Source organism: Salinarimonas sp. (assembly GCF_040111675.1).
Taxonomy (GTDB): domain Bacteria; phylum Pseudomonadota; class Alphaproteobacteria; order Rhizobiales; family Beijerinckiaceae; genus Salinarimonas.
The window spans coordinates 4,698,866-4,725,284 of the sequence record NZ_CP157794.1; the positions used below are offsets into that span (position 1 = coordinate 4,698,866).

Below are 26,419 nucleotides of genomic sequence, written 5' to 3' on the forward strand. Positions count from 1 at the left end.
TGTGAACTCACGGCTCCGGCGATGGTTGTTCAGCAGAATCGACCAGCAGGAGCTTCGCCATGTCGAGGATGTTCGGGAGTCGCCTGGCGCGATCCGTCTGCGCGTGCGCCCTCGCGCTCGCCGTCCCGCTCGCCGCGGGTGCTCAGGTCCCGCTCTCCGCGGGCGCTCAGGACCCCTTCGAGGAGGGGCCCGACATGGACGCGGTGAGGTCGGAATACGAGGCGGCCTTCAACGCCGGCGAAGCCGGGCGGCTCGCTGGGCTCTATGCCGAGAACGCGATCGTCCTGCCGCCGGACTACGCCGTCGTCGAGACTCGCGAAGGCGTCGAGAGCTACCTCGCGGAACTGCTGGACCAGCGCCGAGCGACCGACCTGGCCATCACGAGCATCGAGGATCGGCAGATCGACGGAGCCTATCTCGACGTGGGAACCTACGAGATGACGGTCGCCGGGCCGAGCGGCCAGGACGTACGGGTCGGCGGCGACTATGCCTCCCTCGTCGAGCAGGTCGAGGGAGAGTGGTTCATCACCCGCCACGTCATGAACCTGGACATGCCGCGCTGAACACCAATGGTGGCGCGCATCGGCCGGCGCCGTCGGGCGGAGATGTTTCTCTCGGGGCCGAGCGCCCCCGTCGAGCCGATCGCGCTGATCTTTCTGTGAGGCGTCGGCATCGAAGGACGAAGCCCGGTCGCGACCGCTCCGCGCCACGAACGGATCGCACCCGCCCCTTTTCTCCCGGCGCGCGCCGTCTATGTCGTCACGAGGACGCCCGCACCGCCGAGGAGCCGCCCGTGACGAGGACGATCGCCGCCACCCTGCTCGCCGCCGCCCTCGTGCTCGCAGACCCGACAGCGCGGGCGCAGGATCGGGACCCGGACGTCGCGTTCGTCGACCTCGAGCTCGTCTTCGCCGCCGATGGATCGGGCTCGATCGACGACGACGAGCTTTACTTCCAACGGCGGAGCTGGGGGGAGGCGCTCGCGAGCGAGGACGTGCTCTCGGCCATCGCGCAGGGCATGCTCGGCTCCATCGCGGTCGCCTACGTGGAATGGGGCGGGCCGAGCTCACAGGTGCTCGTCGTCGACTGGCGGGTCATCGACGGGCCAGAGAGCGCGCGCGCCTTCGCCGACGAGCTGATGGCCGCGCCGCGCGGCGCCTTCGGCTGGAACTCGATCTCCAACGCCATCGACTTCTCGGTGCGGCTCGTCGAGGAGAACGCCATCGAGGGCACGCGGCGCATCATCGACGTGACCGCGGACAGCGGAAACCGCGGCGGGCGTCCGCTCGCCGCAGCGCGCGCCGACGCGCTCGCCGCGGGCTTCACCATCAACGGGCTCGCCATATCCCGGCCCGGCGGGCGCCCGGGCCTCGCCGGCGGCATGACGCTGGAGGACTACTTCGCGCGCGAGCTGATCGGCGGGCCGGGCGCTTTCGTCGAGATCGCCGACGCGCGCCGGCCCTTCGAGGTCGCCGCGCGCCGCAAGCTCCTCACCGAGATCGCCGGTGCATCCGATGCCCCGCGCAGGTTCGCCGAGACGCACCGGCGCTATTCCGGACGATCCGAACCCTCAACGATGTCCGAAGATCGCCGAACTGCTCCGGCTTGGCCGGAGGCTCCACCCTCCGAGCCGGTGGAGCGGCCATGGTAGGCGCTCCTCGCGCATCTTGCCGCGGGTCTCAGGCTGGAACTCGTCCAAACTGCATCCGTTGCCGCAAGGTGTTCCACTTCGGAGCACCGACGCACAGACGGAGCCCTCCATGACGACCTGCGCTTGCGGCAACTGCCAATTCTTCGACGACAAGGCCCCCTCCGCGCCCGCCAAGAACGATGCCGGCCTGTGCCGCTTCAACCCGCCGATCTCCCAGCCGGCCCGCGACGATCGCGGCCTGTGGCCGGTGGTCGAGAAGGAGGACTGGTGCGGCCACTTCGCCGCGACGGTCGAGCGCTTCATGACGCCGCCCGCCGAGTGATCCGCATTCCGAGACGAAGAGCCGCGCACCGGACGCAGCCGCCGCCCGGTGCGCACCCACGCCTGACGCTTGTCCGAGACGACGGCGAGACCTACTCGGCCGAAAGCCTCTCGCGCAGCGCCTCGAAGGCGGCGAGCTGGGCCGGATCGAGCGTACGGTCCGGCCCGCGCCGGACGAAGGCCTTGAACATCGACCCGCCCGCCTCGTCGAAGAACTGCACCGAGCAGGAGCGGCGGCCGTGGAAGGGGCGGTCGACGAGGTAGATCGCCCGGCACAGATCGGCCCGGATGTGCCCGCCGATCGGGCTGTCGCCGTGGACGTTGAACCAGCCGCGCGCGACCGTGCCGGGCGCAAGGCGCCCGACGACCTCGAGCACGACGGTCCGAGCGTGCATGAGGAACAGCACCTCGCCCCACGTCCCGAGGCTCGCCCAGATCTCGGCGAATCGCTCGCCCGGAACGAAGACGCGCTCGGGTTCCGGCAACGCCTCGACGACCGTCTGCAGCGGCGCGCCGTGGGCCTCGGCGACGCGCTCCAGAACGCCGTCGGGCCGCTCGGCGAGCGTCTCGCGGATCGCCTCGAGCAGCGTCGCGCGCCGGGTCTCGTCCGCGCTCATCAGCCCGCCGGCTCCTCGGCCGCGGCGGTCACGCCCGGCGCCGTCTCGCCCAGCACGCTCTGGAAGCCCTCGAACTCGGGATGCCCGAGATAGAGGCCCTTGTTCTGGCCGGCGTTGCGGTGCGAATCGCGGAACTGCTCGGAGCGGGTCCAGGCCTCGAAGCTGGCGCGGTCGGTCCAGACCGTGTGCGAGGCGTAGAGCGTGTGATCCTCGCGCTCCGGCCCGCGCAGCAGGTCGAAGGCGACGAAGCCCGCCATCTCGTCGAGCCGGGTCTTGCGGCTCGACCAGACGGCCTCGAAATCCGTCTCGCGTCCCTTGGCGACCCTGAAGCGGTTCATGGCGATGAACATGGATGTCTCTCCTGTCTCGGGTGGCGCTCAATGCCCGAGCCGCGCCTGGAAGCCGAGCTTGGCGACGAAGCCGGGGCTGTCCGCGCCGTCGCGGAAGCGCCGGTAGCGGACGTCCCCGACATTCTCGAGCCGCACGTAGGCGCGCGCGTCGGGCGTGATGTCGTACGAGCCGTAGAGATCGACGAGCGTGTACGCCTCGCTCGCCAGGCTCGCCTCCGAGGCCGGCAGGCGATCCTGCTCGGCGACGAAGGTGACGCGCCCGCCGAGGGTGAGCTTCTCGTCGAGGAAACGCAACCCGCCGCCGAGCGACAACGTGTCCGGGTAGATCGAGGCGAGCGGCTCGTTCGTGACGCGATTGTCGCCACGGGTGATGCCGCCGGAGACGCTGGCGAACCAGGCCCGCGCGTCGTAGGCGAGGTCGAGCTCGGCGCCGGTGAGCCGGGCGCGGGAGACGTTGACGTACTGGAACGTGGCGTCGGCGCAGCCGAGGAAGGGCGGCCGGAAGCAGGGCAGGCCCGGATCGTTGCTGACGGACTCGATGTAGTCGTCGACGTCGTTGCGGAAGACCGAGATCTTGCCCCGCAGCCGATCCCCGTCGAGGAAGAGGTCGTCGAAGGAGAGGTTGAGCCCGGCTTCCAGCGTCTTGCCGATCTCCGGGCGCAGGTTCGGGTTCGGCAGGAAGGAGAACGCCGCCGGCGGCGGATGCACGCCCGCCACCAGCGTCTCCGTCACCGACGGCGCGCGGTACCCCTCGGCATAGGTGCCGTAGAGCTGCAGCCCCTCGATCGGCCGGAAGCCGATCGTCACTTTCGGGGAGACGCGCTGCCCGTCGGAGGAGACGCCGCCGCCGGACAGCTCGTAGGCGTCGAAGCGCACCGCGCCGATCAGGTCGAACCGCCCCCAGGTCGCCCGGCTCTGCAGGAAGCCGCCCCAGACCGTCCGCTCGCCCTTCGGCGTGAACAGGTCGGCGGAGCCGAACGGGTCGAAGGTCGTCACCTCGTCGCGGAACGCGTCCCAGCCGTAGGTCAGCGCGAAGGCGACCGGGCCGGCGTCGAAGCGGGAGGTGTTGTGGACATCCGCGCCGATCGTGTGGATCTCGAAGGAGCGGGGCCGCCCGATCTGGGCCGGCGTGCCGCTGAGCTGGCGCTGGTCGGTCTCGGTGCGGGTGGAATAGGCGGAGACGTTCAGGTCGATCCACGGATTGCCCGGATCGGCCCAGCCCCAGCGCGCGACGTAGGTTTCCGTCACCACCTCGTTGTCGCGGCGCGGCTCGCGCGCGGTGCCGAGCCCGTTGGCGAAGTCGAAGCGCTGGAGCTGCGCGGAAAGCTCGATCTCGTGGAACGGCGCGGGGGTGAGCACCACCTTGCCGAGGCCGGTGACGATCTCCTGCCCGCTGTCGGCGACGACGACGCCGTCGCCGTTCTCGTAGGCGTCGAGCTTGCGCAGCGAGATGCCGGCTAAGGCGGCGAAGGCTTCCGTCGGGCGCATGGCCGCGACGCCCGAGCCGAGGAGCCCCTCCTGGCGCCCGAGCACGCCCGTCCCGTCGAGGACCACCGCCATGCGCTCGCCGGGCGCGAGGACGTCGTCGGGGTCGAGGGTCTCGAAGGAGACGACGCCGCCGATCGCGCCCGAACCGTAGACGTTGGCCACCGGCCCGCGGGTGACGTCGATGAGGCCGACGAAGGCCGGATCGAGGAAGAAGGCGCCGTCTGCGTTGTGGCCCGAGCGCTGGAAGTTCTGCCGCGCGCCGTCGATCGTGACCGCGACGCGCCCGAAATCCTGCAGGCCGCGAATATTGATCGCGGTCGCGGGATCGTTCGCGTTCTCCTGCGTCGCCACGTTCGGCAGCGCGTTCAGCACCGTGCCGATGCGCTGCGCCGCCTGGCGCTCGATCTCCTCGCGGGTGACCACGCTCGTTCCCGCCAGCGCGTCCACCGCGCGGGTCTCGTCCTTCGTCGCCGTCACCGTGATCGCGTCGAGCTGGATGCTCTCCTGCGCCGCGCCTGCGCTCGCGCCCAGCGCCAGCGCGCCGAGCGATACCGCCCCCAGAAACATCTTACGCATCGCCGTCCATCCTGAAGCGTCGTTGTCGTCGTGGCTGGCTGGCGGGCCGGCGCGAGACGGGTCGCGGGTCGGGCTGGCTGGCTGGTGCGCGCCGTTCTCTCGGCGAACGCTTGACGTCGTCTATGACAACCGCCAAGTAACGTCAATCCAAAACTCGAAAATATCCTCTTTTGAAAAATTCGAATGAGGATACACACACGATTACTCTGGAGTTCACAGTAGATGGGTTCGAAAGAAGAGCCGAAGGCGGCCGGCGCGCCGGGCCCGGACGGGCCGCCTGTGATCGAGGTGCGCGCCCTCGTCGGCGAGGGCCGCGAGGCGGTCATCCGCCACAACGGCGAGAGCTACCGGCTGCGCATCACCGCCGCGAACAAGCTGATCCTCACCAAGTGAGCCGAGCCAAGGACCGCACCATGCATCGCATCCTCGCCGTCGCCGCCCTCGTCGCCTCTCTCGCGACGAGCCTCGCCACGCCGGCCGTCGCGTCGGAGCGCCTCGTCTCCGCCGGCGGCGTCGTCACCGAGATCCTCTACGCGCTCGGCGTCGAGGACCGCATCGTCGGCGTCGACACGACGAGCCTCTATCCGCCGCAGGCGCTGGAGGACCATCCGGACGTCGGCTACGTCCGCGCCCTCTCGGCCGAGGGCGTGCTCTCGCTCGGGCCCGACCGGGTGATCGCGGTCGACGCCGCCGGTCCGCCGGACGCGCTGGCCCTGATCCGCCAGGCGGGCGTGCCCGTCGAGATCGTCGGCGAGGAACCGAGCGAGGCCGGCGTGCTGGCGCGCATCCGCGCGATCGGCGCGCTCGTCGGCGAGGAGGCGCGCGCCGAGGCGCTGGCCGAGGAGGTCGCCGCCGGCTTCGCCGATCTCGCCGCCGCGCGCGAGGCGGTCGACGCGCCGGTGCGGGTGCTGTTCGTGCTCTCGCTGCAGAACGGCCGCGCCATGGTCGGCGGCGCGGGCACCTCGGCGGACGCGATCATCCGCCTCGCGGGCGCGGTCAACGCGGCGGCCGGGATCGAGGGCTACAAGCCCGTCACCGACGAGGCGATCATCGCGGCCGCGCCCGACGTGGTGCTCTCGATCTCGCGGGGCGACCACGCGCTTTCGGCAAAGGACGTGTTCTCGCTGCCCGCCTTCGCGCTCACGCCCGCGGCCGACGACGAGAGGCTGGTGAGCATGGACGGGCTGGCGCTGCTGGGCTTCGGCCCGCGCACGCCGATGGCGGCGCATGACCTGATCCGCGCGCTCTACCCGCAGGTCGACGAGATCCGCGCCGAGGCGGCGCGATGAGCGCGGGCGTGGCGGGGAGCATTGCGAGCACGACCGCCATCGCCGCCCGGCGACGGCGCGCCCGCGTCGGGCTCGTCCTCCTCGCGGGACTGGCGCTCGCCGTCTCGGTGCTCGCGCTCGGCGCGGGGGCGGTGGCGATTCCGCCGGGCCGTGTCGTCGCGATCCTCTGGGAGGCCGCGACCGGCGCCGGCGGCGAGGCGCGCGACGCCCTCGTCGTCACCGGCATCCGGCTGCCGCGGCTCCTCGCCGGGCTCCTCGTCGGCGCGGCCTTGGCGGTGGCGGGCGCGCTGATGCAGGGGCTCTTCCGCAACCCGCTCGCCGATCCGGGCCTCGTCGGCGTCTCCTCGGGCGCGGGCCTCGCGGCGGGCGTGACGATCGTCCTCGGCGAGCGGCTCGTGCCCGCCTCGCTCGGGCTCGACCCGTTCGTGCTCCTGCCCTTCGGCGCCTTTCTGGGCGGGCTCGCGACGACGCTCGTGCTCTACGCCGTCTCCACCCGCGGCGGGCGCACGTCGATCGCGACGATGCTGCTCGCCGGCATCGCGCTCGGCGCGCTGGCGGGGGCGCTGTCGGGCTTCCTCGCCTTCCTGAGCGACGACCGGCAGCTGCGCGACCTCACCTTCTGGTCGCTCGGCTCGCTGGGCGGCGCCACCTGGGGCGAGCTCGCCGTCGTCGCGCCGATCCTCGGGGCGGTGCTCCTCGCGACGCCCGTCCTCGCGCGGGCGCTGAACGCGCTCTCGCTCGGCGAGGCGGAAGCCTACCATCTGGGCGTCTCGGTCGAGCGGGCCAAGACCGCGATCATCGTCCTCGTCGCCGCCGCGGTGGGGGCGAGCGTCGCGGCGGCGGGCGTGATCGGCTTCGTCGGCATCGTCGTGCCGCATCTGCTGCGCCTCGCCATCGGGCCCGACCACCGCACCCTGCTGCCGGCCTGCGCCCTGCTCGGCGCGGCGCTGCTGGTCGGCGCCGACGTGTTCGCGCGCACGATCGTCGCGCCGGCGGAGCTGCCGATCGGCATCGTCACGGCCGCGATCGGGGCGCCGTTCTTCCTGTGGCTACTCCTGCGCAAGCGAGGCATGTTCCCATGATCCCGCTCCTCGAGGCCCGTGGCGTCGCGGCGATCGTCGACGGCCGCACCCTCCTCCACCCGATCGACCTCGCCGTCGGGGCCGGCGAGACCGTCGTGATCGTCGGGCCGAACGGCGCCGGCAAGTCGACGCTGCTCGCCCTCCTCTCCGGCGAGCGGGCGCCGAGCGCCGGCCGCGTGCTCTACGACGGCCGCGACGCGCGCGCCTGGCCGGCCTGGCGGCTCGCGGCGAAGCGCGCGGTGATGGCGCAGTCGCAGGCCCTCGCCTTCCCCTTCACCGTGGCGGAGCTCGTCGGCATCGGCCTCGACGGCGCCGGCGGGCGCATCGCGGGGGCGGATCGCGACGCGCGCGTGGCGGCTGCGCTGGCGCGGGCGGACGTGCTCCACCTCGCCGCGCGCGACGTGCAGACGCTGTCGGGCGGCGAGCGCCAGCGCGCGCAGTTCGCCCGTGCGCTCGCCCAGCTCGAGGCCGGGCGCGCCGCCGGGGTCGGCGCGCAGGTGGCGCTCCTCGACGAGCCGGTGGCGAGCCTCGACCTGAGCCACCAGCTCGCCCTGCTGGAGGCGGCGCGCGGCCTCGCCGAGGCGGGGCTCGCCGTCGTGATCGTGCTGCACGACCTCAACCTCGCGGCGCTCTACGCCGACCGCATCCTCGCCCTGCGCGACGGCCGCCTCGCGGCGGCGGGTCCGCCGGGCGAGATGCTGAACGACGCTTTCCTTCGGCGCGTCTTCGACGTCGCCCTGCCGGTCCGGCGACGCGACGGGGGCGGCGCGCCATTCGTCCTGCCGGAGCGGCCGGGGCGCGACGGCGAGACGCGGTTTCCCACGTCCTGAGCAAGTCTATTTTCGAACGGCTGCAGCCTAATGCGTGCCCCGTACCAGCATTCTTCCTTCACCCGATTCCAATCTAGAGTAATTGCGACGTTCCGCCCCAGTGAAGGGCTTGACCTTCAATCTAGTTCACTGGCAGCTTCGGCGTGACCGAAGGGTGCGTCACCCGTCGCCAGCACACCGAATAACTACGGAACCGTTCGGAGGAATGAACACATGTCCCGTAACATCACGCGTCGCACCGCGCTCGGCCTCGTCTCGGCCGCCGCCCTCGCCCCGCTCGCGGCGCCCCGCATCGCCCGCGCGGCGACGACGCACGACGTCAAGATGCTCAACGTCCATCCCGACATGCCGCGCCTGCGCATGGTCTTCCTGCCGCGGCTCCTCGTCGTGCAGCCCGGCGACACGGTCCGCTTCCTGCCCACCGACCCCGGCCACAACAGCGCGTCGCTCGACGAGATGATCCCGGAGGGCGCCGAGGGCTGGAAGGGAGCCTTCAACAAGGAGGTCGCGGTCACGCTCGAGCGGCCCGGCTTCTACGGCTACGTCTGCACGCCGCACGTGGCGCTCGGCATGGTCGGCCTCGTCGTCGTGCAGGGCGACGGCATGATGGACAATTACGAGGCGGCGCGCGGCGTGGCCCATCGCGGCCGGGCCGCGGCCGTCTTCGACGAGATCTGGGAGGAGGTCGCGGAGCAGGGCCTCGTGAGCTGAGACAGGCCGCTGCGCCGGATGCGCCGGCGCCCTGGCGAGGCGAGGAGCTCGCGTCATGAGACGATCTCACCGCAGATGCGCGCTCGCGCTCGCCGCGAGCCTGATCGCGGCGCCGGCCCTCGCCGCCCTCGGCGACGGCGCGGCGCCGGTCGGCTGCGAGAAGCTGCCGGAGCACGCCGTCCGGGCTGCGGCGGCCGGTAACGCGCAGGCGCAGGCCGTGGTCGGCGAGGTGCTCCTCGCCGGCTTCTGCGGCGCGACGCCCGCAATCTTCGCCGAGGGCGTCGATTGGCTCGAACGAGCGGCCGAGCAGGGCCACGCCGCCGCCGCGGCGCGACTCGCCCTCGCGCACGAGCGCGGCGAAGGCGTGCGCCCGGACGTGGAGCGCGCCGTCGCGCTCTATCGCCGCGCCGCCGCCGGCGGGCACCTCCCCGCCAAGCAGCGGCTCGGCCTCCTCCTCGTCTCGGCGGGCCAGGACGCTGCCCGGGCGGAGGGGCTCTACTGGCTCGGGACGGCCGCGAGCGGCGGCGACGGCGCGGCGGCGGCCGCGCTGGGCCTCATCCACGCCGAGGGACTGCACGGGGTCGAGCGCGACGTCTGCCTCGCGCTCGACTGGTTCGAGGCGAGCGCGCTGATCGGCGCCCCCGCGCCGCTGCGGCGCCTGCGCGCCGAGATCCCGCAGGACGCGGCGCGCGGCTGCTGAGCGTGACGCGGCGCACCGTGACCGGCCAAGGCCCGCAGCGCCGCGATTTCCCCTCAGTGCCGGGTCGCGTTCGCATACGCGCTCGGCGCCGCGTCCGCCTCGTCGCGCACACGCCGGCGATCGGCCGAGACGCGCGAGGCCTGCCGGTCGAGCGCGGCGGCGAGCGCGTGGGCGGCGATCTTCACCTGCGGCGCGTCGGGGCGGTCGACGAGCATGGCGGCGAAGCCGTCGAGAAGGTCGGCGTCCGCGCGGCGCGCCGCCTGGATCACGGCGAGGAGCTCCATCTCGTCCTCGCTGATCCGCAGGCAATGGGTTCCCATGAAGCGAAAGCGACGCCGCCGCTCGTTGCGGACCGCGAGGACGAGCGCGAGAACCCGGGCCAGCACCGCCGGGCCGTCGACCGGCCCCAGAACCTCGATCGAGGCCCGCAAGGCCGCGTCCCAGCGCTCCACGCGCCCGCTGAAATAGCCGTCCATGGCGAAGCGCACGAGCGCGATGGCGAGCGCCTCCAGCGGGTCGCGCGTCGCCCCGGCGAGGAGGGGCAGGCCCAGGCCTTCGCAGCCGCAGGCGGCCCGCTCCTTGGCGCGCGGCGTTTCGAGATCGGTCTCGGGTGCGGCTCCGCCGCGACGGCGCCGAAGATGCTTGATCGCGCTCATGACCGCGCCTCCCCCCGTGCGGGATCGGCGCGTCGCCGGATCCGGTCCAGGATCCCGGCCGCCAGGGCGCGCGGCGCCGCCGTCGGCGTCGTGATCGAGGAACAGCTCGGGCGCGTTCAGCTCGAGCCCGAGCGCGACGAGCCGGCCCGCGCGCCCGACGCCGTCGACGCGGGCATAGAGCGGGCGCTCGGGAAGCGCGGCGACGAGCGCCTCCGCGTCGGCGATCATCGCGCGCGTCGGCGCATCGGCCCGCACGCGCGGCGAGGAGCGGCCGCCGTCGCGACGCGCGCGGGGCTCCGTGCGCACGGCGTGCACGTACCGGCCCTCCACGAGAATCAGCGACCATGCGCCGTCCGCGATCTCGGGACAGACTTCCTGCAGCAGGACCGGCCCCGCGTCCGCGAGCGGCGGCAGCGTTTCGAGCAGGCGATGCCGCTCGACCAGCGCGCCGTCATGGCCGCCGGCGGCGCGAAGCGGCTTCAGCACGGCCTCGCGCCAGCCGCGCTCGTCCATGGCGAGCGCGATCTCGACGGCGTCCGCCCGCTCCAGCCGCACGGTCCGCGCGCCGAGGCCCGGGAGAGCGACGAGGTGGCGCTCGTCGAGCGCCTCGCGGACCAAGGTCGCGGAATTGAGGAGCGGGACGTCCAGCGCGCTGCACAGGTCGAGCCAGTCGCGATAGGCGTCCGCGCGGCGGCGGCCGTTCCGGCACGAGCGGATGATCGCCGCGTCGCACCGCGGCACGTCGCAGCCCCAGGCCGACGCGCTCTGCCAGGAGACCGGTCGAACGGCGGCGCAGCGCTGCTCCAGAGCCGCGGCGAGAACGAGATCCGAGGCCGACGGCGCCGTCGCCTCGTCGTCGGTAACCAGCCAGACCATTGCCGGCCTCGCCATGTGCAGAACGGCGGGAAAGCGCGCCGGCACGTGGCTGCGCCGCGACGCCGCGAGACCGAGGCAGCGATCGAGCGGAGCGTTTGCGCCGCGCGGGAGCGGCGCAGGGGTCTGCGATGGCGAGATGGCCGCCTGGCTGGTCATGGAGCCCTCTCCTCTGTCGAGGCGTTGGAAGACGAGCCGATATACAAGATAATCATAGTATAGATCAAGCGATTTGTAGTATCCACTTTGGAACTCGAATAATTTCGAGTAAAAGAACCATCCTCGCCGATTTGCATGCCACCGAACTCCCGGCTCGCGGGATGGGGCGGACGGCCGAGCGCGCACGGCAGGCGCACCCGCGGCGGCGCGCGGGTGCGCCGAGGGCGTCAGCCGCCCGCGCCGATCGCCTCGCGCACGAGTGGAATCCAGGTCTCCCGCTGCTCGGCGTAGAACGCGTCGATCTCGGCCGGAGTCTTCGGGGCGACGAGGTTGGCGCCGAGCGCGAGCAGCTGGTCGCGCACGGCGGGCGTCTCCATCACCGCCGCGACCTCGGCGTTGAGGCGCTCGACGATGGCGTCCGGCGTGCCGGAGGGCGCGGCGACGGTATTCCAGGTCGCCGCCTCGAAGCCCGGATAGCCGAGCTCGGCGACGGTGGGCACCTCCGGCAGCGCCGCGGAGCGCTCGGGCGAGGTGATGGCGAGCGGGCGCACCGCGCCGGCCTCGATCTGCGGGATCGCGGTCACGGCGACGTCGAACATGTGCGAGAGGCGCCCGGCGACGATGTCGCGCCGCGCCTCCGAGCCCGCCTGGTAGGGCACGTGCTCGACCTCGACCCCGACCTCGTTCGCCCAGCGCAGGCCGGTGACGTGCGTCGTCGTGCCGACGGGCCCGGAGCCGTACTGGTAGGCGCCGGGATCGGCCTTCAGCAGGTCGACGTACTCGGCCATGGTCTCGGCTTGGTTCTCTGGATTCACCACCAGGACGAGCGGGACGGTGTTGATCATGGCCACCCCGCGCAGCGTCTCCGACAGGTCGACCGGCATGTCCGGGAACAGCGCGATGTTGAAGACGAGCTGCGAGGACGTGCCGACGAGGAGCGTGTAGCCGTCGGGCTCGGCGTTGGAGACGAGCTCGGTCGCCACCATGCCGGAGCTCTGCGGCATCGCTTCGAGCACGATGCGCTGCCCGAGCCGCTTCTCCAGCTCGGCCGCGACGATCTGGGCGGAGACGTAGGCGTTGCCGCTCGCCGCCGAGGCCGTGATCAGCCGGATCGGCTGGGTCGGCCAGTCCTGCGCCTGCGCCGGCACGGACGCGAGCGCGGTCGCGCCGACGAGGACGCCGACGGAGAGAATATTCTTCCACATGGTCTTTCCCTGGTCTAGAACAACGGTGTCGAAGAAATAGCCGTTTCTCGCTGAGAGGCAATATGAGTAACGACCAAAAAGCGCATCGGCGAAGATTTCTAGTCTTACTTGGTTCTAAGTTGGATTACAGTATTTGCGTGGAGATATCCGTAGCGGCAACGGCCGCGGCCTTCGCCGTCGCCGCGAGCGCCCTGCCGGAGGGGCGGCCGGGCCGGCTCGGGCCGGCGGACGTGCCGCTGGCGCTGGCGGCGCTCGCCGGCCTCGCCAGCCTCGTCGGGCTCGCGACACGGCGGCGGCCCGTGACCTCGCCCAACGCCGAGGTCGACCCGTGCGCGGCTCTCGATCCCGTGCCGATGCGCACGGTCGTGCGCCTCCTCGCGGCGGTCGTCCTCCTGGCCGCGACGCTCGACCTCCTCGGCCTTCTCCTGTCCGGCACGCTCTGCGGCGCCCTCGCGGCGTCGGCCGTGGCGGGCTCGCGGCTTCCCGCAGCGCTGGCCGCCGGCGTCGCGACGACCTCCCTCGTCGCCGGCGTGTTCGTCGGCCTCGTCGGCCAGCCGCTCCCGCTCTGGCCGACGGCGCTGCGATGACGGGCGCCGACATCGCCGCCGGGCTCGCCGCCGCGCTCGCGCTCGAGCATCTCGGCTACGCCTTCGCCGGCGCGTTCCTCGGCACGCTGGTGGGCGTGCTGCCGGGCCTCGGGCCGGTGGCGACGGTGGCGCTGCTCCTGCCGACGACCTTCTTGCTGCCGCCGGCGGGCTCGCTGATCATGCTGGCCGGCATCTATTACGGCGCCCAGTACGGCTCCTCGACGACGGCGATCCTGCTCAACGTGCCGGGCGAAGCCTCCGGTGCGATCACCGCGGTCTCCGGCCACAAGCTCGCGCGGGAGGGCCGCGCGGTCGAGGCGCTCGCCGTCGCGACGCTGGCCTCGGCCGTGGCGGGGATCCTGTCGGCGCTCGTGCTGGCGATCGCGACGCCGGCGCTGGCGCAGGCCTCGCTCGCCGTGGGGTCGGCCGACGTCGCGGCGATGATGTTGCTCGCCTGCGTGCTCGCCGTCGTTCTGTCCGCCGCCCCGCTCGCGCGCGGCTTCGCCATGCTGGGGCTCGGCGGGTTGCTGGGCCTCGTCGGGACGCCTGGGCCCGACGGGCTGCCGCGCTTCACCTTCGGCCTGAGGGCGCTCTTCGACGGCATCGGCTTCGTGCCGCTCGTCGTCGGCCTGTTCGGACTGTCGGAGGCGCTGGCCCTCGCCGCGCGCGGAAGCGGCGGCGGCGCGGTGGCGCGGATCGCGCGCTGGTGGCCCGGCGCGGCGGCGATCCGCGGCTGGGCCGCGCCGGCGCTGCGCGGCTCGCTGGTCGGCGCCGCCATCGGCCTCGTCCCCGGCGCGACGACCCTCGTCTCGGCATTCGCCGCGTGGTCGCTCGAGAAGCGCGTCTCCCGGCACAAGCCCGAGACGCGCCGCGACATCGCCGGGGTGGCCGCGCCGGAGGCCGCCAACAACGCCAGCGCCCAGACCGGCTTCGTCGCCATGTTCGGGCTCGGCATCCCCTCCAACGCCGTCACCGCCGTGCTGGTGGGGGCGATGATGATCCACGGCCTGCCGCCGGGGCCGGCGCTGATGGACCGCGAGCCGACCCTGTTCTGGACCTTCGTCGGCTCGATGCTGATCGCGAACCTGATGCTCGTCGTCCTCAACCTGCCCCTCGTCGGCCTGTGGGCGCGCCTCGTCACGGTGCCGCCGCTGTGGCTCGTGCCGGGCATCGTCCTCGTCTCGGGCGTGGGCGTGCTCGCGAGCGGCGGACTCGCCTTCGACGTGGTGCTCCTCGCGGTCTTCGGCGGGTTCGGCTACGCGCTGCGCCGCACGGGCTTCCCGCTCCTGCCGCTCCTCGTCGGCTTCGTGCTCGCGCCGATCTTCGAGGATCACCTGCGCCGCGCCCTCGCGCACGCCCGCGGCGATCTCGCCGCGCTCGCGAGCGAGCCCATCGCCGCCGTGCTCGGCGCGACGGCGGCTTTGGTCCTGGTGCTCGTTCTCGTGCGCCGCGCGCGCGGCATTCCGGGTCGGTGAGGGGCTGTCGGCAGTCCCCCATCCTGGTCACATGACGCTACGGCACTCTCGAGTGTCGAACCTGCAGATCGGCTGTCCGCGTCAGGGTAAGGGTGACGTCGGCATCGCGGCGAGATTGGATGCCTCGTAGGGAACCAGACTTGGAAGACGGTAACCCGCGGCCTGATCCGGCATGGATCGAGTCTAAACTGGACGAGAACCATCCCACCCGCGTTTTGTAAAAGCATAGCCGCCATTCTCTACGGAATATACGGAGCTTGATTTTCCGATTTGTTCATCGGAAAGTTCGACCAGCAGAGCCGGCGCGTGCAGGGACGCGAATGATGACCGAGGCGAAGGGCGGACGGCCGTGACGTCGCGCGCAGAGCTCCGCCGGGGAGCGGATCGGACGAAGACGAACGAGCCCCGCAGGCTGCGGTCGCGCACGCTCGCGCTGCTGCTCGTCGGAGCGGCGCTCGCCGGCGCGGCCGGCGGTGTCTTCGCCCTGACCGCGCCGGAGCGCACGGCTGCGACGCAGCCGGCGACGGCGCCGGGCCTGCCCGCGATGACGCCGGAGCAGGCGGCGGCGGGAGCGCATCGCCTCGGCCCCGCCCTCCTCGGCGGCGTCTACGAGGCGTTCGGGGAGACCGAGGAAGGCGCGATCTACGAGCGGCTCTCCACGGTGGCGCACGGCGCCGCGCTGGAGGCGCTCTACCTCGAGCGCGCGGGCGCCATGGCGGGCGGCGGCCTCGCGGCCTCGCAGCAGGAGGTCCATCTCGTTCGCATGATCGCGGTCGAGACGCGCCGCGACGGCGACCGCCTGATCATGGACGCCGTCTTCGACGTGATCGGAAGCGTGGGCCACGACGATCACATCCATGTCCGCGGCAACCGCTACGGCGCGGCGCTCACCGTCGCGCCCGCCGGCGGGGCCTGGAAGATCGCCGCGTTCGCGCTGACGGAGGTGGACCGCTCGGGCGCCGGAGAGCGGGTGGAGGCCGATCACCCGTGATCGCGCTCCACGACGTCGGCTTCGCCTACCCGGACGGGCGCTTTCGCCTGCCGGTCCGCTCCCTGGAGGTCGCCGCGGGCGAGCGGCTGGCCGTGGTGGGGCCGAGCGGCACGGGCAAGACCACGCTCCTGTCGCTGATCGCCGGGCTTCTGCGGCCCGCGACCGGGCGCATCCAGGTCGCGGGCGCCGATCTGGGCCGGCTCCCGGAGGCGGCGCTGCGACGCTTCCGAGCCGAGACGATCGGGCTCGTCTGCCAGGATTTCGCGCTGCTGGACTACCTCACGGTGCGCGAGAACATCCTCTATCCGTTTCGCGTCGTCCCCTCCCTGCGGCTCGACGCGGAGGCGCGCGCCCGCGCCGAGGCGCTGGCGGAGGGGTGCGGGCTCGCCGACCTGCTCGATCGCCGTCCCGGCCGGCTCAGCCGCGGCGAGCAGCAGCGCGTCGCGATCTGCCGCGCGCTGGCGACGCGCCCGCGCATCGTCCTGGCCGACGAGGCGACCGGCAATCTCGACCCTCAGACCAAGGAACGGATCCTCGACCTGTTGCTCGACCGGGCCGCGGCCTCGGGGGCGACCGTCGTGGCGGTGACGCACGATCACGGGCTGCTGCACCGCTTCGGCCGCGTGGTCGACCTGTCCGCGTCGAGGGCCGCGGCATGAGCGCGCTCTTCCTCGCCACGGCCTACCTGCGGTTCCACTGGGGGCGCAGCCTCGTCGTGATCGTCAGCGCGGCGCTGATCCTCCTCGTCCCGGCCGCGACCCACCTCCTGCTCGGCTCCGCCGAGCGCGCGCTGACCGCCCGGGCGGAGGCGACGCCGCTCCTCCTCGCCAGCCGAGGGAGCGCGCTCGACGCGACCATGGCCGCCTTGTACTTCACGGCGGACCGTCCCGAGCCGCTGCCCATGCGCGAGGTGGACGCGATCCGGGACGGCGGCCTCGCCGTGCCGATCCCGCTCCACACCGCCTTCGAGGCGCGCGGGCGGCGCATCGTGGGCACCACGCTCGACTATTTCGAGCTGCGCGGCCTCGACATCGCCGAAGGCCGGGGCCTCGCGCTGCTGGGCGAGGCCGTCGTCGGCGCGGACGCGGCGGCGGCGCTCGCCCTCGGCCCCGGCGACACGCTCGTCTCGACGCCGAACACCCTGTTCGACCTCGACGGCGCCTATCCGCTGGAGATGCCGATCGTCGGCGTGCTGGCCCGCCGCGGCACGCCCGACGACGAGGCGGTCTTCGTCGACCTGAAGACGGCCTGGGTGATCGCCGGCCTCGGCCACGGCCATGCCGATCCGCGGACGGGGGAGGATGCCGGCGCGCCGCCTGCGACGGCGTATCGGCGCATCACGCCGGAGACGATCGAGAGCTTCCACTTCCACGGCGATCGCGGCGCCTATCCGGTTACCGCGGCCATCGTGGCGCCGCGCGACGCCCGGGCGGCCACGATCCTCCAGGGCCGCTATCTCGATCCGGACGGCGGGGCGCAGCTGATCCGGCCGGACCGCGTGGCGCAGAGCCTCGTCGAGCGCGTCCTGCGCATCCGCCCGGTCCTCGACGCGGTGACGGCGATCGTCGCGGCGGCGGCGACGGCGGCGATCGCGCTCGCGCTGCATCTCTCCTACAGGCTCCGGGCGCCCGAGGTCGCGACGGCCGTGAGGCTCGGCGCGTCACGCGGATCGGTGCTGCGGCTGCTGGCGGTCGAGACCGCCCTGCTGCTCGGCTGCGCCGCGATCCTGGCCGGGGCGGCGACGCTCGCGCTCGGCCGTCACGCCGAGGCCGCGACGGCCTGGCTGCTCGCCCTCGGCCCGTCGTCGACGATCTGAAAGGACCGCGCCATGACACGAACGCTCCTCGCCGCCTGCGCCCTCTCCTCGGCCCTCGCCTGGGCCGCGCCGGCGCACGCGCACGGGCTCGACCTCGCCGTTTCCGTCGATTGCGAGGCGATCCGGGTCGAGGCGTCGTTCGCCGGCGGCCGGCCCGCCGGCGACGGCGAGGTGCGGCTGCGGGACGGCGCGAACGCGCTCCTCGCCACCGTCGCGCTCGCCTCCGACGGAACGGCGGCGATCCCCCTCGACCGGCTCGACGCGAGCGGCGGCTTCGTCGTCGAGGTCGAGACGAGCGGCCACGGCGACTACCGCATCCTGACGCCCGAGGACGTCGCGCGCGCATGCCCGCGCTGACCCGAGCCCTCCTCGCCGTCGCGGCCGCGCTCGCGCTCGCCACCACGGCGCCCGCAGCGGAGCGCCCGCGGGTCGTCGCGGTGAACTATCCGCTGGCCTATTTCGCCGAGCGGCTGGCGGGGGACGCCGCAGAGGTCGTCCTCCCCGTGCCGCAGGGCGTCGACCCGGCGTTCTGGCGACCGGGCATCGCCGACATCCAGGCGATCCAGGCAGCCGACCTGATCCTCCTCAACGGCGCCGGCTTCGCCGCCTGGACGGAGCGCGTCTCGCTCCCGCAGGCGCGCGTCGTCGACACGTCCCGCGCCTTCGCGGACCGGCTGATCGAGACCGAGACGATCCTGCACAGCCACGGCCCGGACGGGATGCACGCGCATGCCGGCGTCGCCTCCTTCACGTGGCTCGACCAGGAGCAGGCGCTCCTCCAGGCCGAGGCGGTCGCGGCCGCGCTGCGCGACCGGGGCCTGGCGCCGGAGGCGGATCTCGCGCCCCATCTCGCGGCGTTGGCCGACGACCTGCGCGCGCTCGACGTCGCCGGCGACCGCATCGCGGCGCGTGCCGAGGGGGCCGTCCTCGTCGCGACCCATCCCCGCTACCAGTATCTCGCCCGCGCCTACGGCCTCACCGTCCACGCGCTCGAGTGGGAGCCGGGGGTGGCGCCCGATCCCGCGCAGCTGGCCGCTCTGGCAGCGCTCGCCGGCGAGACCGATGCGACGATCCTCCTGTGGGAGGCCCCTCCCCCCGCCGAGGCGCGCGCCGACGTGCAGGCGCTCGGTCTCGCCGACGTGGTCTTCCCCACGCTCGCCCGGCCGGCGCCGGAGGGCTACGTCGCGGCGCTCTCCGCCGCCTTCGCCGGCCTCGAGGCAGCGCTCGCCGCCGCACCATGACGCGTGCATCGGGCGCTGGGCCGCCCGGACCCGCCCCGCCGGCCCGCGCGGAGCGTCACGCCCGACCGTTCCGCGTCGAACAACGGCGCGACCTGACGTAGAACTTGAACGCTCCGGGAGCAGTAAATCCAGATAATCCAAGTTGAACACATTCCAAACTAGAGTATTTCTTTGTCCTTGTCGACGATATATGCTTGTCTTTCGATGAATACTTTGTGATCCTCTCGCGCCGTCGGGGTCCGTCTCGCGACCCCGCCCCCATGCCCGGGCCGCGCGCAGCGGCCCGCGACGTCTGCTTCAAGACCGGAGGCGCTCATGGCCCGCTCGGCCCCTCTCGCTTTGACCCTCTCCCTGATGACCGCCGTCGCCGCCGGTCCCGCCCTGGCGCAGTCGCTCGCGCCCGGCGAATCCGGCAACCGGCTGGAGCCGGCGCGCTACGTCAGCGAGGCCGTCAACGACGGGCCCAAGGCGGCCGATCGCCTGACGCTGGGGATGTGGGTCGCGGCGGGCAACGTCACGACCTACACGATCGGCAACAGCTGGAACGACTGGGTGCTCTGGCTCGTCTACGACAAGCTGCGCGAGCCCTCGCCCTATGTCGGCAATTCCCAGGACTGGCTGGCGACCCGGGTGGAGCAGGTCAGCGACGACGCCCGCGTCTGGGAGATCGCGTTGCGCGACGGGATCACCTGGCACGACGGCACGCCCTTCACCGCCGAGGACGTCGCCTTCACCTTCGAATACTACCGTGAAGGCCCCCCCAACCGCTGGACGCACCACGCCTCGTCGGTGCCGCGGATGGTCGGCATCGAGGTCGTCGACCGGCTCACCGTGCGTCTCACCGCCGAGAAGCCGATGCCGAACTTCGACCGGATCACGGCGGCGGACCTGCCGATCATCCAGAAGGCGCAATGGGAGGGCGTTGAGGAGCCCCGCTCGTTCGAGGAGCTGCCCGTCGGCACCGGGCCCTACCGCCTCGTCGCCTACGAGGCGGACCGCTTCTATCGCTTCGAGGCGAACGAGGACTACTGGAAGGGCGCGCCGGTGGTGAAGAACCTCGACCTGGTGATGATCAAGGATCCCCAGACGATGTTCACCGCGCTCAAGACCGGCGAGATCGACGGCGCGGCGCGGCCCGTCCCGCCCGAGCTCGTGCGGGAGTGGCGGGACGATCCCGACCTCGAGATGATCTCCGCGCCGACGCTGTGGGGCGCCTGGCTCGACCTCAACGTCCAGCGCCCGCCCTTCGACGACCGCGAGCTGCGGCGCGCCGTCACGCTGGCCGTGGACACCGCGCCGATGCTGGAGCGGGTCATGCTCGGCCAGGGCAAGCCCGGCACCCATTCCTGGCCGCATGTCGACAGCTTCTGGACGAAGCCCGACCTCCACGCCGGCTACGACCCCGCCTCGGCCGCGGCGATCCTCGACGCCGAGGGCTACGTCGACGCCGACGGCGACGGGACGCGCGACTATCCCGACGGCTCCCCGCTGACGCTCGATCTCAAGGTCGCCTCGAACCAGCCGCTGTTCCTGCGCGCCGCCGAGATGGTCGACGCGCAGCTCGCCGAGGTCGGCCTGCGGGTGGACGTCGAATCGGTCGACCCCGGCACGCTCGCCGCGCTCTGGCGGGGCGGCGACTTCAATCTGCGGATCGCCGACATCACGCCGCACGGCATCGCCGACCAGGACATGCTGATCATCCTCTACCGGGGCGACCGGGGCCGCGAGCCGACGGTCGACGAGGAGAAGGCGGCCATCGTCGAGCGCTGGCTCGACGCCGAGACCCGGGAGGAGCGCCTGGCCATCAGCTACGAGCTGCAGGAATACCAGACGCGCTATCCCAATCGCGTGATGCTCTGGTACCCGGAATCGACCTTCGCCTACCGTTGGGAGAGCTTCGACGCCTACGTGCCGTCGGCCGGCTACGGCATCTTCCACAAGTACTCCTTCCTGCCGCAGGAGGTGCGCGAGGCCATCGCCGATCCGATGCTGCCGGCCGGCCAGTGAGGCGTCCGTGGTCTGGCTGCGCATCATCGCCGCCTATGCCGCCGTCCTCGCACTCGCGCTGACGCTCAACTTCGCGCTCCCGAGGATGGCGCCGGGCGACCCCCTCGCCTTCCTCCTGCCGGAGGACGTCCTCGCGGAGATGACGCCGGCGGAGAAGGACCGGGTGCTGGCGGAGTTCGGCCTCGACGATCCGGTCGCCGTCCAGTTCGCGGCCTATGTTGGCGGGGTGGTCACCGGCGATCTCGGCACCTCGACCCGCTACGGCGCGCCGGTCTGGGACGTGGTGGCCGGGCGGCTGCCCTGGACGCTCCTGCTCATGGGCTGGGCGCTGGCGCTGTCGGCGGCGCTCGGCACGGCGCTCGGCGTCGCGGCGGCGCGCAGCCGGGGCGAGATGAGCGACATCGGCACGACCGTTCTCGTCCTCGCCCTCGGCTCCGCGCCGGTCTTCTGGGTGGCGATGCTCTTGATCACCCTGTTCTCGGCGAAGCTCGGCTGGCTGCCCTCCTTCGGCGCGGCGCCGCTGATGGCGATCCCCGGCACCTGGGGCTACGTCGCAGGCGTGGCCGAGCGGCTGATCATGCCCGTCACGGCGCTGACCATCGCGCAGACGGCCGGCGTCTGGCTCACCGCGCGATCGGCCATGGCGGTGGCGCTCTCGCGCGACTACGTCACCGTGGCGCGGGCCAAGGGCGTGCCCGAGCGCGCGGTGTTCTGGCGCCATGCGCTGCGCAACGCCATGCTGCCGATCTACACCAACGTCGCGATCGGGCTCGGCGCCCTCCTCGGCGGCGCGCTCGTCGTCGAGACGGTGTTCTCCTGGCCCGGCATCGGCCAGCTCGTCGTGCAGGGCGTGGAGGCCCGCGACTACAATCTCCTGCAGGGCGTGTTCCTCGTCGCGACGCTGTCCGTGCTCGCGGCGAACCTGCTCTCCGACCTGACCTATCCCTTCATCGACCCGCGGGTGCGGCGATGACGGAGCTGGCGATCCCCGCACCGCCTCCCTCCCGGGTCTCGCGCCTGCGCGGCGTGCAGAAGGCCGGGCTCGCCATGCTGGGCACGCTGCTGGCGCTCGTCGTCGTCGGGCCCTGGCTCCTCCCGCACGCGCCGGACGCGGTGGCCTGCCCCGGCTTCGCGCCGCCCTCGCCGGCCCATCCGCTGGGCTGCAACGACGTCGGCCAGGATCTGCTGGCGGGCATCCTCTCGGGCGGGCGCGTCTCGCTGGCGGTGGGGCTCGTCACCGCGACGCTCGCCACCGCCTTCGCCGCGGCGCTCGCGATCGGCTCGGCCTGGCGCGGGGGGCTGTGGGACGTGATCGCCATGCGGGTCGTCGACGCGGTCATGGCGCTGCCCTTCCTGCCCCTCGTGATCGTGCTCTCGGCCTTCTTCGGCGCGTCCGTGACGGTGCAGATCGCCGTCCTGTGCCTCGTCCTGTGGACGCAGCCGGTGCGCGAGCTGCGCGCCCAGGCGAAGAGCCTCAGGACGGCCGACTACACCGACGCCGCCCGCGCCATGGGCGCGTCGGGCTGGCACGTCTGCACCCGCCACATCCTCCCCGAGCTCGCGCCGCTGATCGTGCCGCAATTCGTGCGCATCGCGCACGCCGCCATCCTCGCGGAGAGCGCGCTGAGCTTCCTCGGTCTCGGCGACGCCACCGCCAAGAGCTGGGGCACGATCCTCTTCCACGCCAATGCGCGCACCGCCTTCCTCACCGACGCCTGGCTCTGGTGGGTGCTGCCCCCCGGGCTCCTGATCGCGGCCTCGGTCGTCGCGCTGGCGCTGATCGGCCACGGCATCGGCGACCGCTACGCGGACGGCACGCTCCCCGCGACGCCGCGGTCGGGCGACCCGCGCCCGCGCCAGGGAGACGCCGCGATCGAGGTCGCGGGGCTGACGGTCGCCTATGCCGGACGGCCGGCGCTCGCGGACGTCTCGCTCGGCGTCGCCACCGGCGAGACCGTGGGCCTGATCGGCGAGAGCGGATCGGGCAAGTCGACCCTCGCCATGACCGCGCTGCGCCTCCTGCCCCCGGCCGCCGAGATCCGCGCGGGCTCGGTCTGGCTCGGGGCGAAGGACGTGATGGACCTGCCGCCGGACGCGCTGCGCGCCCTGCGCGGCCGGCGCATCGCCCTCGTGCCGCAGGCGGCGATGGCGGCGCTGAACCCGGTGCGCAGCGTCGGCGCCCAGATCGCGGAGGCGGCGCGCGTCCACGGCCATCCCGACCCGCAGGCGCGCGCGCGGGACCTGATGGCGGAGGTCGAGCTTCCCGCCGATCGCCTCTCGGCCTATCCGCACGAGCTCTCCGGCGGCCAGCGCCAGCGCGTGGCCATCGCCATGGCGCTCGCCGCGGAGCCGGAGGTGCTGATCGCCGACGAGCCGACCACCGGCCTCGACGTCCTCGTCCAGAAGGCGATCCTCGATCTCCTGGCGCGGCTCTCGGCGGCGCGCGGACTCGCGGTGCTCTTCGTCACCCACGACTTGCCGATGATCGCGCGCCGCGCCGCGCGCCTCGCCATCCTGCAAGAGGGCCGGCTGGTCGAGACGGGGGAGCCGGCGGCGCTCGAGGCGTCGCCCCGGCACGGCCACACCCGCGCGCTCTTCGCCTCCGTGCTGCGCCTCGACGCGCCCAAGCGCTGGGCGCGGCCCGAGACGGAGGGGGAGGTCGTGCTGGAGGCGCGCGGGCTCGGCGTGACCTACGGCACCGGCCTCGCGCAGCGCCTGCGCGGCGCCGCGCCCGTCGAGGCGCTGCGCGACGTCTCGCTGAGCGTGCGCGACGGCGAGGTGGTGGGTCTCGTGGGCGCGTCGGGCTCCGGCAAGACGACGCTCGCCCGCGCGGCCCTCGGCCTCGTCCGACCGAGCGCGGGCGCGATCGACGTCGCGGGCGCGGCGCCGCGGCCGGGCGGGCCGGCGGCCATGGTCTTCCAGGATCCCTACCAGTCGCTGCGCCCCGCCATGATCGTGGGCGACGCCGTCGGCGAGCCCCTCGCCATCGCCGGCGCGCCGCCGCAGGCCCGCCGCGCCGCAGTCCGCGCCGCCCTCGCGGACATGCGGCTGCCGAACGACGAGGCCTTCCTCGCCCGGCGCGTCGGCTCGCTCTCCGGCGGGCAGCGCCAGCGCCTCGCCATCGCCCGCGCGCTGGTGGCGCGGCCGCGGCTCCTGCTCGCGGACGAGCCGACCTCGATGCTCGACCAGTCGCTGCGCATGGACCTGCTGGGGACGCTGGAGGCGGCGCGCGCGGCCTACCGCCCCGGCATCCTCTTCATCACCCACGACCTCGCGCTCGCCTACCATTTCTGCGACCGGATCGCCGTGATGGAAGCCGGCCGCATCGTCGAGCACGGGCCCGCCGAGAGCCTGTGCCGCGCCCCCGCGCATCCCTATACACGCGCCCTGCTCGACGTCGCGGAGGCCTGATGCCGCGCGCTCTCGTCCTCGCCCTCGCGATCGCTCTTCTCGTCGCGCCGCCGGCCGCGGCCCACCAGCCGTCGGAGACCCTGCTGCGCACGGCGCTGGTGGAGCGCGGCTGGTTCCGCACGAGCGTCGTCGTGCGCCTGCCCGCGACGCTGCTCTACGCGGCCGCTGCCGCCGAACGCGCCCATCCGGGAGAGCCGGTGGAGGCGCCGCTCCTGATCGCCCGCCGGCAGGGCGCCGGATGGGACTACCGTCTCGACCCCGACGCCCCGCCGGAGGACCTCGCGCCCCTGCTCGAGCGCGCGCTCGCGGTGAAGATCGGCGGACGCGACGCACAGCTCGACGCGGTGAGGCTGCATCACGTCCGCCACGCGCCGCCCATCGGCGAGGACGCCGAGCCGGCGAACCTTGCAGACGCCCACCTCTCGGAGGTCCTCGTCGAGGCGCGCTACCGCGTCTGGGGCGGCGGGCCGGTCGTGCTCGCCTTCCCCGTCGACGACGTCACCCTGCCACCCTTCGTCCACCTCGAGACCGCGGTGGAGGACCGGCGCACGGCCTCGACGCTGTGGCGCGTCGGCCCGCTCGCCGCACCCTTGGAGCTTCCCGCGCCATGAGCCACCTACCCGACACGCGAGCGATCTGGCTGCGCTCGGCCTTCGCCGACCCCTCCGAGGTCGTGCGCGCCGCCGAGGCGGCGGGCCGCCTCACCGTCCTCGCCGAGACGGAGCTGACCCGCGCGGCGCTGTTCGCGCATCGCGGGCTCGTCACCGGCATGCAGATCGACCAGGATCGCGCGCTCGGCTGGGCGGCGGACCTGCGCGACTGGCTCGCCGCCGGCGGGCGCTGGCTCTACAACGGGCACATGATGCGGCCGCTCCTCGCGGGGGCCGCGCCGTTCGTCCCGCTGGAGCGGCCCGGGCGGGCCGATTTCGTGCTCACCCGCCTCGCCGACCACCCGATCCTCGCCGGCATCGATCTCGACAAGCTCGAGGCCAATCGCGGCGTCGCGGGCTTCTACGGGCGCGGCCACAACCCGATGCCGGAGGGCGCCGTCGCGGTGACGGGGCTCGGCCCCGCCCGCATCCCGGTCGACTGGCATTGCGAGATCGGGGACGGCGCGGTCTTCAGCCATGCGGGCAACGACATCTGGGCGGCGGGCCTGGAGCACGGGCTCGGCCCGGTCATCGCCGAGCGCTGCATCGCCTGGGCGGGAGGAGAGACGCCATGCGCCTGATCGCCACGACCTGCGGGACCCACTACCACATCGAGACCTTCGAGGGCGATCGCGCGCCGCTCGTCTGGGACGTCGTCGTGCCGCCGGAGCGGCTCGCCGAGGTGCTGCACCCCGAGGACACGCTGTTCGTCCCCTGCCGCAGCCCGGCCCAGCGGCTGATCGCCGTCGCGGAGACGATCCGCGCCCATCTCGACGGCGGCGGCGCGGTCGTCGCCATGGGCGAGAGCCGCTCCGACCTGTGGCTGCCGCATGTCGCCTTCACGCCGCGGCCGACGAACTGGTGGTGGTGGCTCGAGCCCGGCGCGGAGCTCGGCGTCGAGGTGACCGCGCCCGATCATCCGCTGTTGGCGGACCTCGAGCCGCGCGACGTGATCTGGCACCTGCACGGCCATTTCGACCCGCCCGCCGGGTCCGAGGTGCTGGTGCGCGACGCCGAGGGCCGCGCGCTCCTCTACGTCGACACCGTCTCGACGAACGGGCGCATGGTCGTCACCAGCCTCGACCCCTGCTTCCACCACGGCTCGCACTTCATGCCGGCGACGACCCGCTTCCTGGCGGGCTTCCTTCCCGCGCTCGGCGCCCTCGTGAAACAGGAGAGATCATGGACACGATCACCGTCCGCGAGAACGGCGCGGACCTGACCTTCGGCTGGGAGGACCTGCTGCGCTACCACGGCGGCGGCTTTCCCGGCGGCGTCGTGCACGGGCTCAAGGCGATGCAGGCGGCCTTCCGGCTCCTCTCCGACGATCCGCCGGAGCGCCGCGAGATCGTGGTCGCGACCGCCTTCACCGGGCCCGGCGGGCGCGACGCGATCGAGCACGTGACCCGCGCCCTGACCGACGGGCGCCTGACCGTCGATCGGAGCCTGGGCGGCGCTCATCCCATCGACGATCCGCCCGGCCCCTACCTCTTCCGCTTCGCCTATCGCGGGCGGCGGGTGGAGGCGACCGTGCTGCCCGGGCACGTACGGGCGGACTTCATCGCGCTCGGCGCGAAGCCCGACCGCAGCCCGGACGAGGAGGCGCGGCTCACGGCGCTGAAGGCCGAGATGGCGCAGCGCCTGCTGCCGCTCCCGGCGGACGCGGTCTACGCCGCACGCCTGCTCCCGCCCGCCACCGGCTGAGCGCGGCGCCCCTTACGCGGCAGCCGAGG

Annotated in this window: 28 protein-coding genes; 23 read left to right on the plus strand and 5 right to left on the minus strand. The window is 73.2% G+C overall.

Annotated elements, in window-relative coordinates:
- The first annotated feature begins 194 nt into the window (after positions 1-194).
- From ABL310_RS21790 to ABL310_RS21800, 3 genes are all read left to right on the plus strand, one after another.
- Positions 195-563 carry a nuclear transport factor 2 family protein gene (locus ABL310_RS21790; protein ID WP_349369095.1) on the plus strand — a complete coding sequence of 123 codons (369 nt, stop codon included), beginning with the start codon at positions 195-197 and terminating at the stop codon, positions 561-563.
- 230 nt (positions 564-793) lie between these two features.
- A complete protein-coding gene (locus ABL310_RS21795; protein WP_349369096.1) occupies positions 794-1,651 on the plus strand; it encodes a DUF1194 domain-containing protein in 858 nt (285 codons plus the stop codon).
- Between the two features lie 109 nt (positions 1,652-1,760).
- Positions 1,761-1,973 (plus strand): hypothetical protein, encoded by a 213-nt coding sequence (locus ABL310_RS21800; protein WP_349369097.1) that lies wholly within the window; start codon positions 1,761-1,763, stop codon positions 1,971-1,973.
- A gap of 91 nt (positions 1,974-2,064) precedes the next feature.
- Here the strand turns inward: ABL310_RS21800 and hutX are convergent, their stop codons facing one another.
- From hutX to ABL310_RS21815, 3 genes are read right to left on the minus strand one after another with little or no spacing between them, the layout of a single operon-like run.
- Entirely contained in the window at positions 2,065-2,589 is a 525-nt protein-coding gene (gene hutX, locus ABL310_RS21805) for a heme utilization cystosolic carrier protein HutX (protein ID WP_349369098.1), read from the minus strand.
- Positions 2,589-2,939 carry an antibiotic biosynthesis monooxygenase gene (locus ABL310_RS21810; RefSeq protein ID WP_349369099.1) on the minus strand — a complete coding sequence of 117 codons (351 nt, stop codon included), beginning with the start codon at positions 2,937-2,939 and terminating at the stop codon, positions 2,589-2,591. The genes hutX and ABL310_RS21810 overlap by 1 nt, the downstream gene beginning before the upstream one ends.
- A 27-nt stretch (positions 2,940-2,966) precedes the next feature.
- Positions 2,967-5,003, minus strand: coding sequence for a TonB-dependent hemoglobin/transferrin/lactoferrin family receptor (locus ABL310_RS21815; RefSeq protein ID WP_349369100.1), 2,037 nt, complete (start codon positions 5,001-5,003; stop codon positions 2,967-2,969).
- 222 nt (positions 5,004-5,225) lie between these two features.
- On the opposite strand from ABL310_RS21815, the gene hemP reads away from it, so the two are divergent.
- From hemP to ABL310_RS21845, 6 genes are all read left to right on the plus strand, one after another.
- Positions 5,226-5,396, plus strand: coding sequence for a hemin uptake protein HemP (gene hemP, locus ABL310_RS21820; protein ID WP_349369101.1), 171 nt, complete (start codon positions 5,226-5,228; stop codon positions 5,394-5,396).
- 20 nt (positions 5,397-5,416) lie between these two features.
- A complete protein-coding gene (locus tag ABL310_RS21825; RefSeq protein WP_349369102.1) occupies positions 5,417-6,292 on the plus strand; it encodes an ABC transporter substrate-binding protein in 876 nt (291 codons plus the stop codon).
- Positions 6,289-7,374 (plus strand): FecCD family ABC transporter permease, encoded by a 1,086-nt coding sequence (locus ABL310_RS21830; RefSeq protein WP_374730347.1) that lies wholly within the window; start codon positions 6,289-6,291, stop codon positions 7,372-7,374. Before ABL310_RS21825 ends, ABL310_RS21830 begins: the two co-directional genes overlap by 4 nt.
- A complete protein-coding gene (locus ABL310_RS21835; RefSeq protein ID WP_349369103.1) occupies positions 7,371-8,204 on the plus strand; it encodes a heme ABC transporter ATP-binding protein in 834 nt (277 codons plus the stop codon). Before ABL310_RS21830 ends, ABL310_RS21835 begins: the two co-directional genes overlap by 4 nt.
- Before the next feature lie 213 nt (positions 8,205-8,417).
- Entirely contained in the window at positions 8,418-8,915 is a 498-nt protein-coding gene (locus ABL310_RS21840) for a pseudoazurin (RefSeq protein WP_349369104.1), read from the plus strand.
- Between the two features lie 55 nt (positions 8,916-8,970).
- The gene (locus ABL310_RS21845) at positions 8,971-9,615 is read left to right on the plus strand and encodes a hypothetical protein (RefSeq protein ID WP_349369105.1); all 645 of its coding nucleotides are present in this window, start codon (positions 8,971-8,973) and stop codon (positions 9,613-9,615) included.
- 53 nt (positions 9,616-9,668) lie between these two features.
- Here ABL310_RS21845 and ABL310_RS21850 read toward each other — a convergent pair whose 3' ends face one another.
- Positions 9,669-11,303, minus strand: coding sequence for a hypothetical protein (locus ABL310_RS21850; protein WP_349369106.1), 1,635 nt, complete (start codon positions 11,301-11,303; stop codon positions 9,669-9,671).
- A gap of 227 nt (positions 11,304-11,530) precedes the next feature.
- Positions 11,531-12,508 (minus strand): tripartite tricarboxylate transporter substrate binding protein, encoded by a 978-nt coding sequence (locus tag ABL310_RS21855; protein WP_349369107.1) that lies wholly within the window; start codon positions 12,506-12,508, stop codon positions 11,531-11,533.
- 137 nt (positions 12,509-12,645) lie between these two features.
- On the opposite strand from ABL310_RS21855, the gene ABL310_RS21860 reads away from it, so the two are divergent.
- The 14 genes from ABL310_RS21860 to ABL310_RS21925 all read left to right on the plus strand — a co-directional run bounded on the left by ABL310_RS21860 (position 12,646) and on the right by ABL310_RS21925 (position 26,390).
- Complete coding sequence (locus ABL310_RS21860) at positions 12,646-13,095, plus strand: tripartite tricarboxylate transporter TctB family protein (protein WP_349369108.1); 450 nt, start codon at positions 12,646-12,648, stop codon at positions 13,093-13,095.
- Positions 13,092-14,570 carry a tripartite tricarboxylate transporter permease gene (locus ABL310_RS21865; RefSeq protein ID WP_349369109.1) on the plus strand — a complete coding sequence of 493 codons (1,479 nt, stop codon included), beginning with the start codon at positions 13,092-13,094 and terminating at the stop codon, positions 14,568-14,570. Before ABL310_RS21860 ends, ABL310_RS21865 begins: the two co-directional genes overlap by 4 nt.
- Positions 14,571-14,919: 349 nt before the next feature.
- Positions 14,920-15,561, plus strand: coding sequence for a hypothetical protein (locus ABL310_RS21870; protein ID WP_349369110.1), 642 nt, complete (start codon positions 14,920-14,922; stop codon positions 15,559-15,561).
- Positions 15,558-16,220, plus strand: coding sequence for an ATP-binding cassette domain-containing protein (locus tag ABL310_RS21875; protein WP_349369111.1), 663 nt, complete (start codon positions 15,558-15,560; stop codon positions 16,218-16,220). The genes ABL310_RS21870 and ABL310_RS21875 overlap by 4 nt, the downstream gene beginning before the upstream one ends.
- The gene (locus tag ABL310_RS21880; RefSeq protein WP_349369112.1) at positions 16,217-17,377 is read left to right on the plus strand and encodes an ABC transporter permease; all 1,161 of its coding nucleotides are present in this window, start codon (positions 16,217-16,219) and stop codon (positions 17,375-17,377) included. The genes ABL310_RS21875 and ABL310_RS21880 overlap by 4 nt, the downstream gene beginning before the upstream one ends.
- A gap of 12 nt (positions 17,378-17,389) precedes the next feature.
- Complete coding sequence (locus ABL310_RS21885) at positions 17,390-17,734, plus strand: hypothetical protein (RefSeq protein WP_349369113.1); 345 nt, start codon at positions 17,390-17,392, stop codon at positions 17,732-17,734.
- Positions 17,722-18,618: a metal ABC transporter substrate-binding protein gene (locus tag ABL310_RS21890; protein ID WP_349369114.1), complete on the plus strand. Its 897-nt coding sequence runs from the start codon at positions 17,722-17,724 to the stop codon at positions 18,616-18,618. The genes ABL310_RS21885 and ABL310_RS21890 overlap by 13 nt, the downstream gene beginning before the upstream one ends.
- Before the next feature lie 315 nt (positions 18,619-18,933).
- Entirely contained in the window at positions 18,934-20,625 is a 1,692-nt protein-coding gene (locus tag ABL310_RS21895) for an ABC transporter substrate-binding protein (protein ID WP_349369115.1), read from the plus strand.
- Positions 20,626-20,632: 7 nt separating this feature from the next.
- Positions 20,633-21,598, plus strand: coding sequence for an ABC transporter permease (locus tag ABL310_RS21900; protein ID WP_349369116.1), 966 nt, complete (start codon positions 20,633-20,635; stop codon positions 21,596-21,598).
- Positions 21,595-24,036, plus strand: coding sequence for an ATP-binding cassette domain-containing protein (locus tag ABL310_RS21905; RefSeq protein ID WP_349369117.1), 2,442 nt, complete (start codon positions 21,595-21,597; stop codon positions 24,034-24,036). The genes ABL310_RS21900 and ABL310_RS21905 overlap by 4 nt, the downstream gene beginning before the upstream one ends.
- Positions 24,036-24,647 carry a hypothetical protein gene (locus tag ABL310_RS21910; protein WP_349369118.1) on the plus strand — a complete coding sequence of 204 codons (612 nt, stop codon included), beginning with the start codon at positions 24,036-24,038 and terminating at the stop codon, positions 24,645-24,647. The genes ABL310_RS21905 and ABL310_RS21910 overlap by 1 nt, the downstream gene beginning before the upstream one ends.
- On the plus strand, positions 24,644-25,267 hold the full coding sequence (locus tag ABL310_RS21915) for a hypothetical protein (RefSeq protein WP_349369119.1): 624 nt from the start codon (positions 24,644-24,646) through the stop codon (positions 25,265-25,267). The genes ABL310_RS21910 and ABL310_RS21915 overlap by 4 nt, the downstream gene beginning before the upstream one ends.
- Positions 25,258-25,908 carry a hypothetical protein gene (locus ABL310_RS21920; RefSeq protein WP_349369120.1) on the plus strand — a complete coding sequence of 217 codons (651 nt, stop codon included), beginning with the start codon at positions 25,258-25,260 and terminating at the stop codon, positions 25,906-25,908. The genes ABL310_RS21915 and ABL310_RS21920 overlap by 10 nt, the downstream gene beginning before the upstream one ends.
- Positions 25,869-26,390 (plus strand): hypothetical protein, encoded by a 522-nt coding sequence (locus ABL310_RS21925; protein ID WP_374730348.1) that lies wholly within the window; start codon positions 25,869-25,871, stop codon positions 26,388-26,390. Before ABL310_RS21920 ends, ABL310_RS21925 begins: the two co-directional genes overlap by 40 nt.
- Positions 26,391-26,419: the final 29 nt, after the last annotated feature.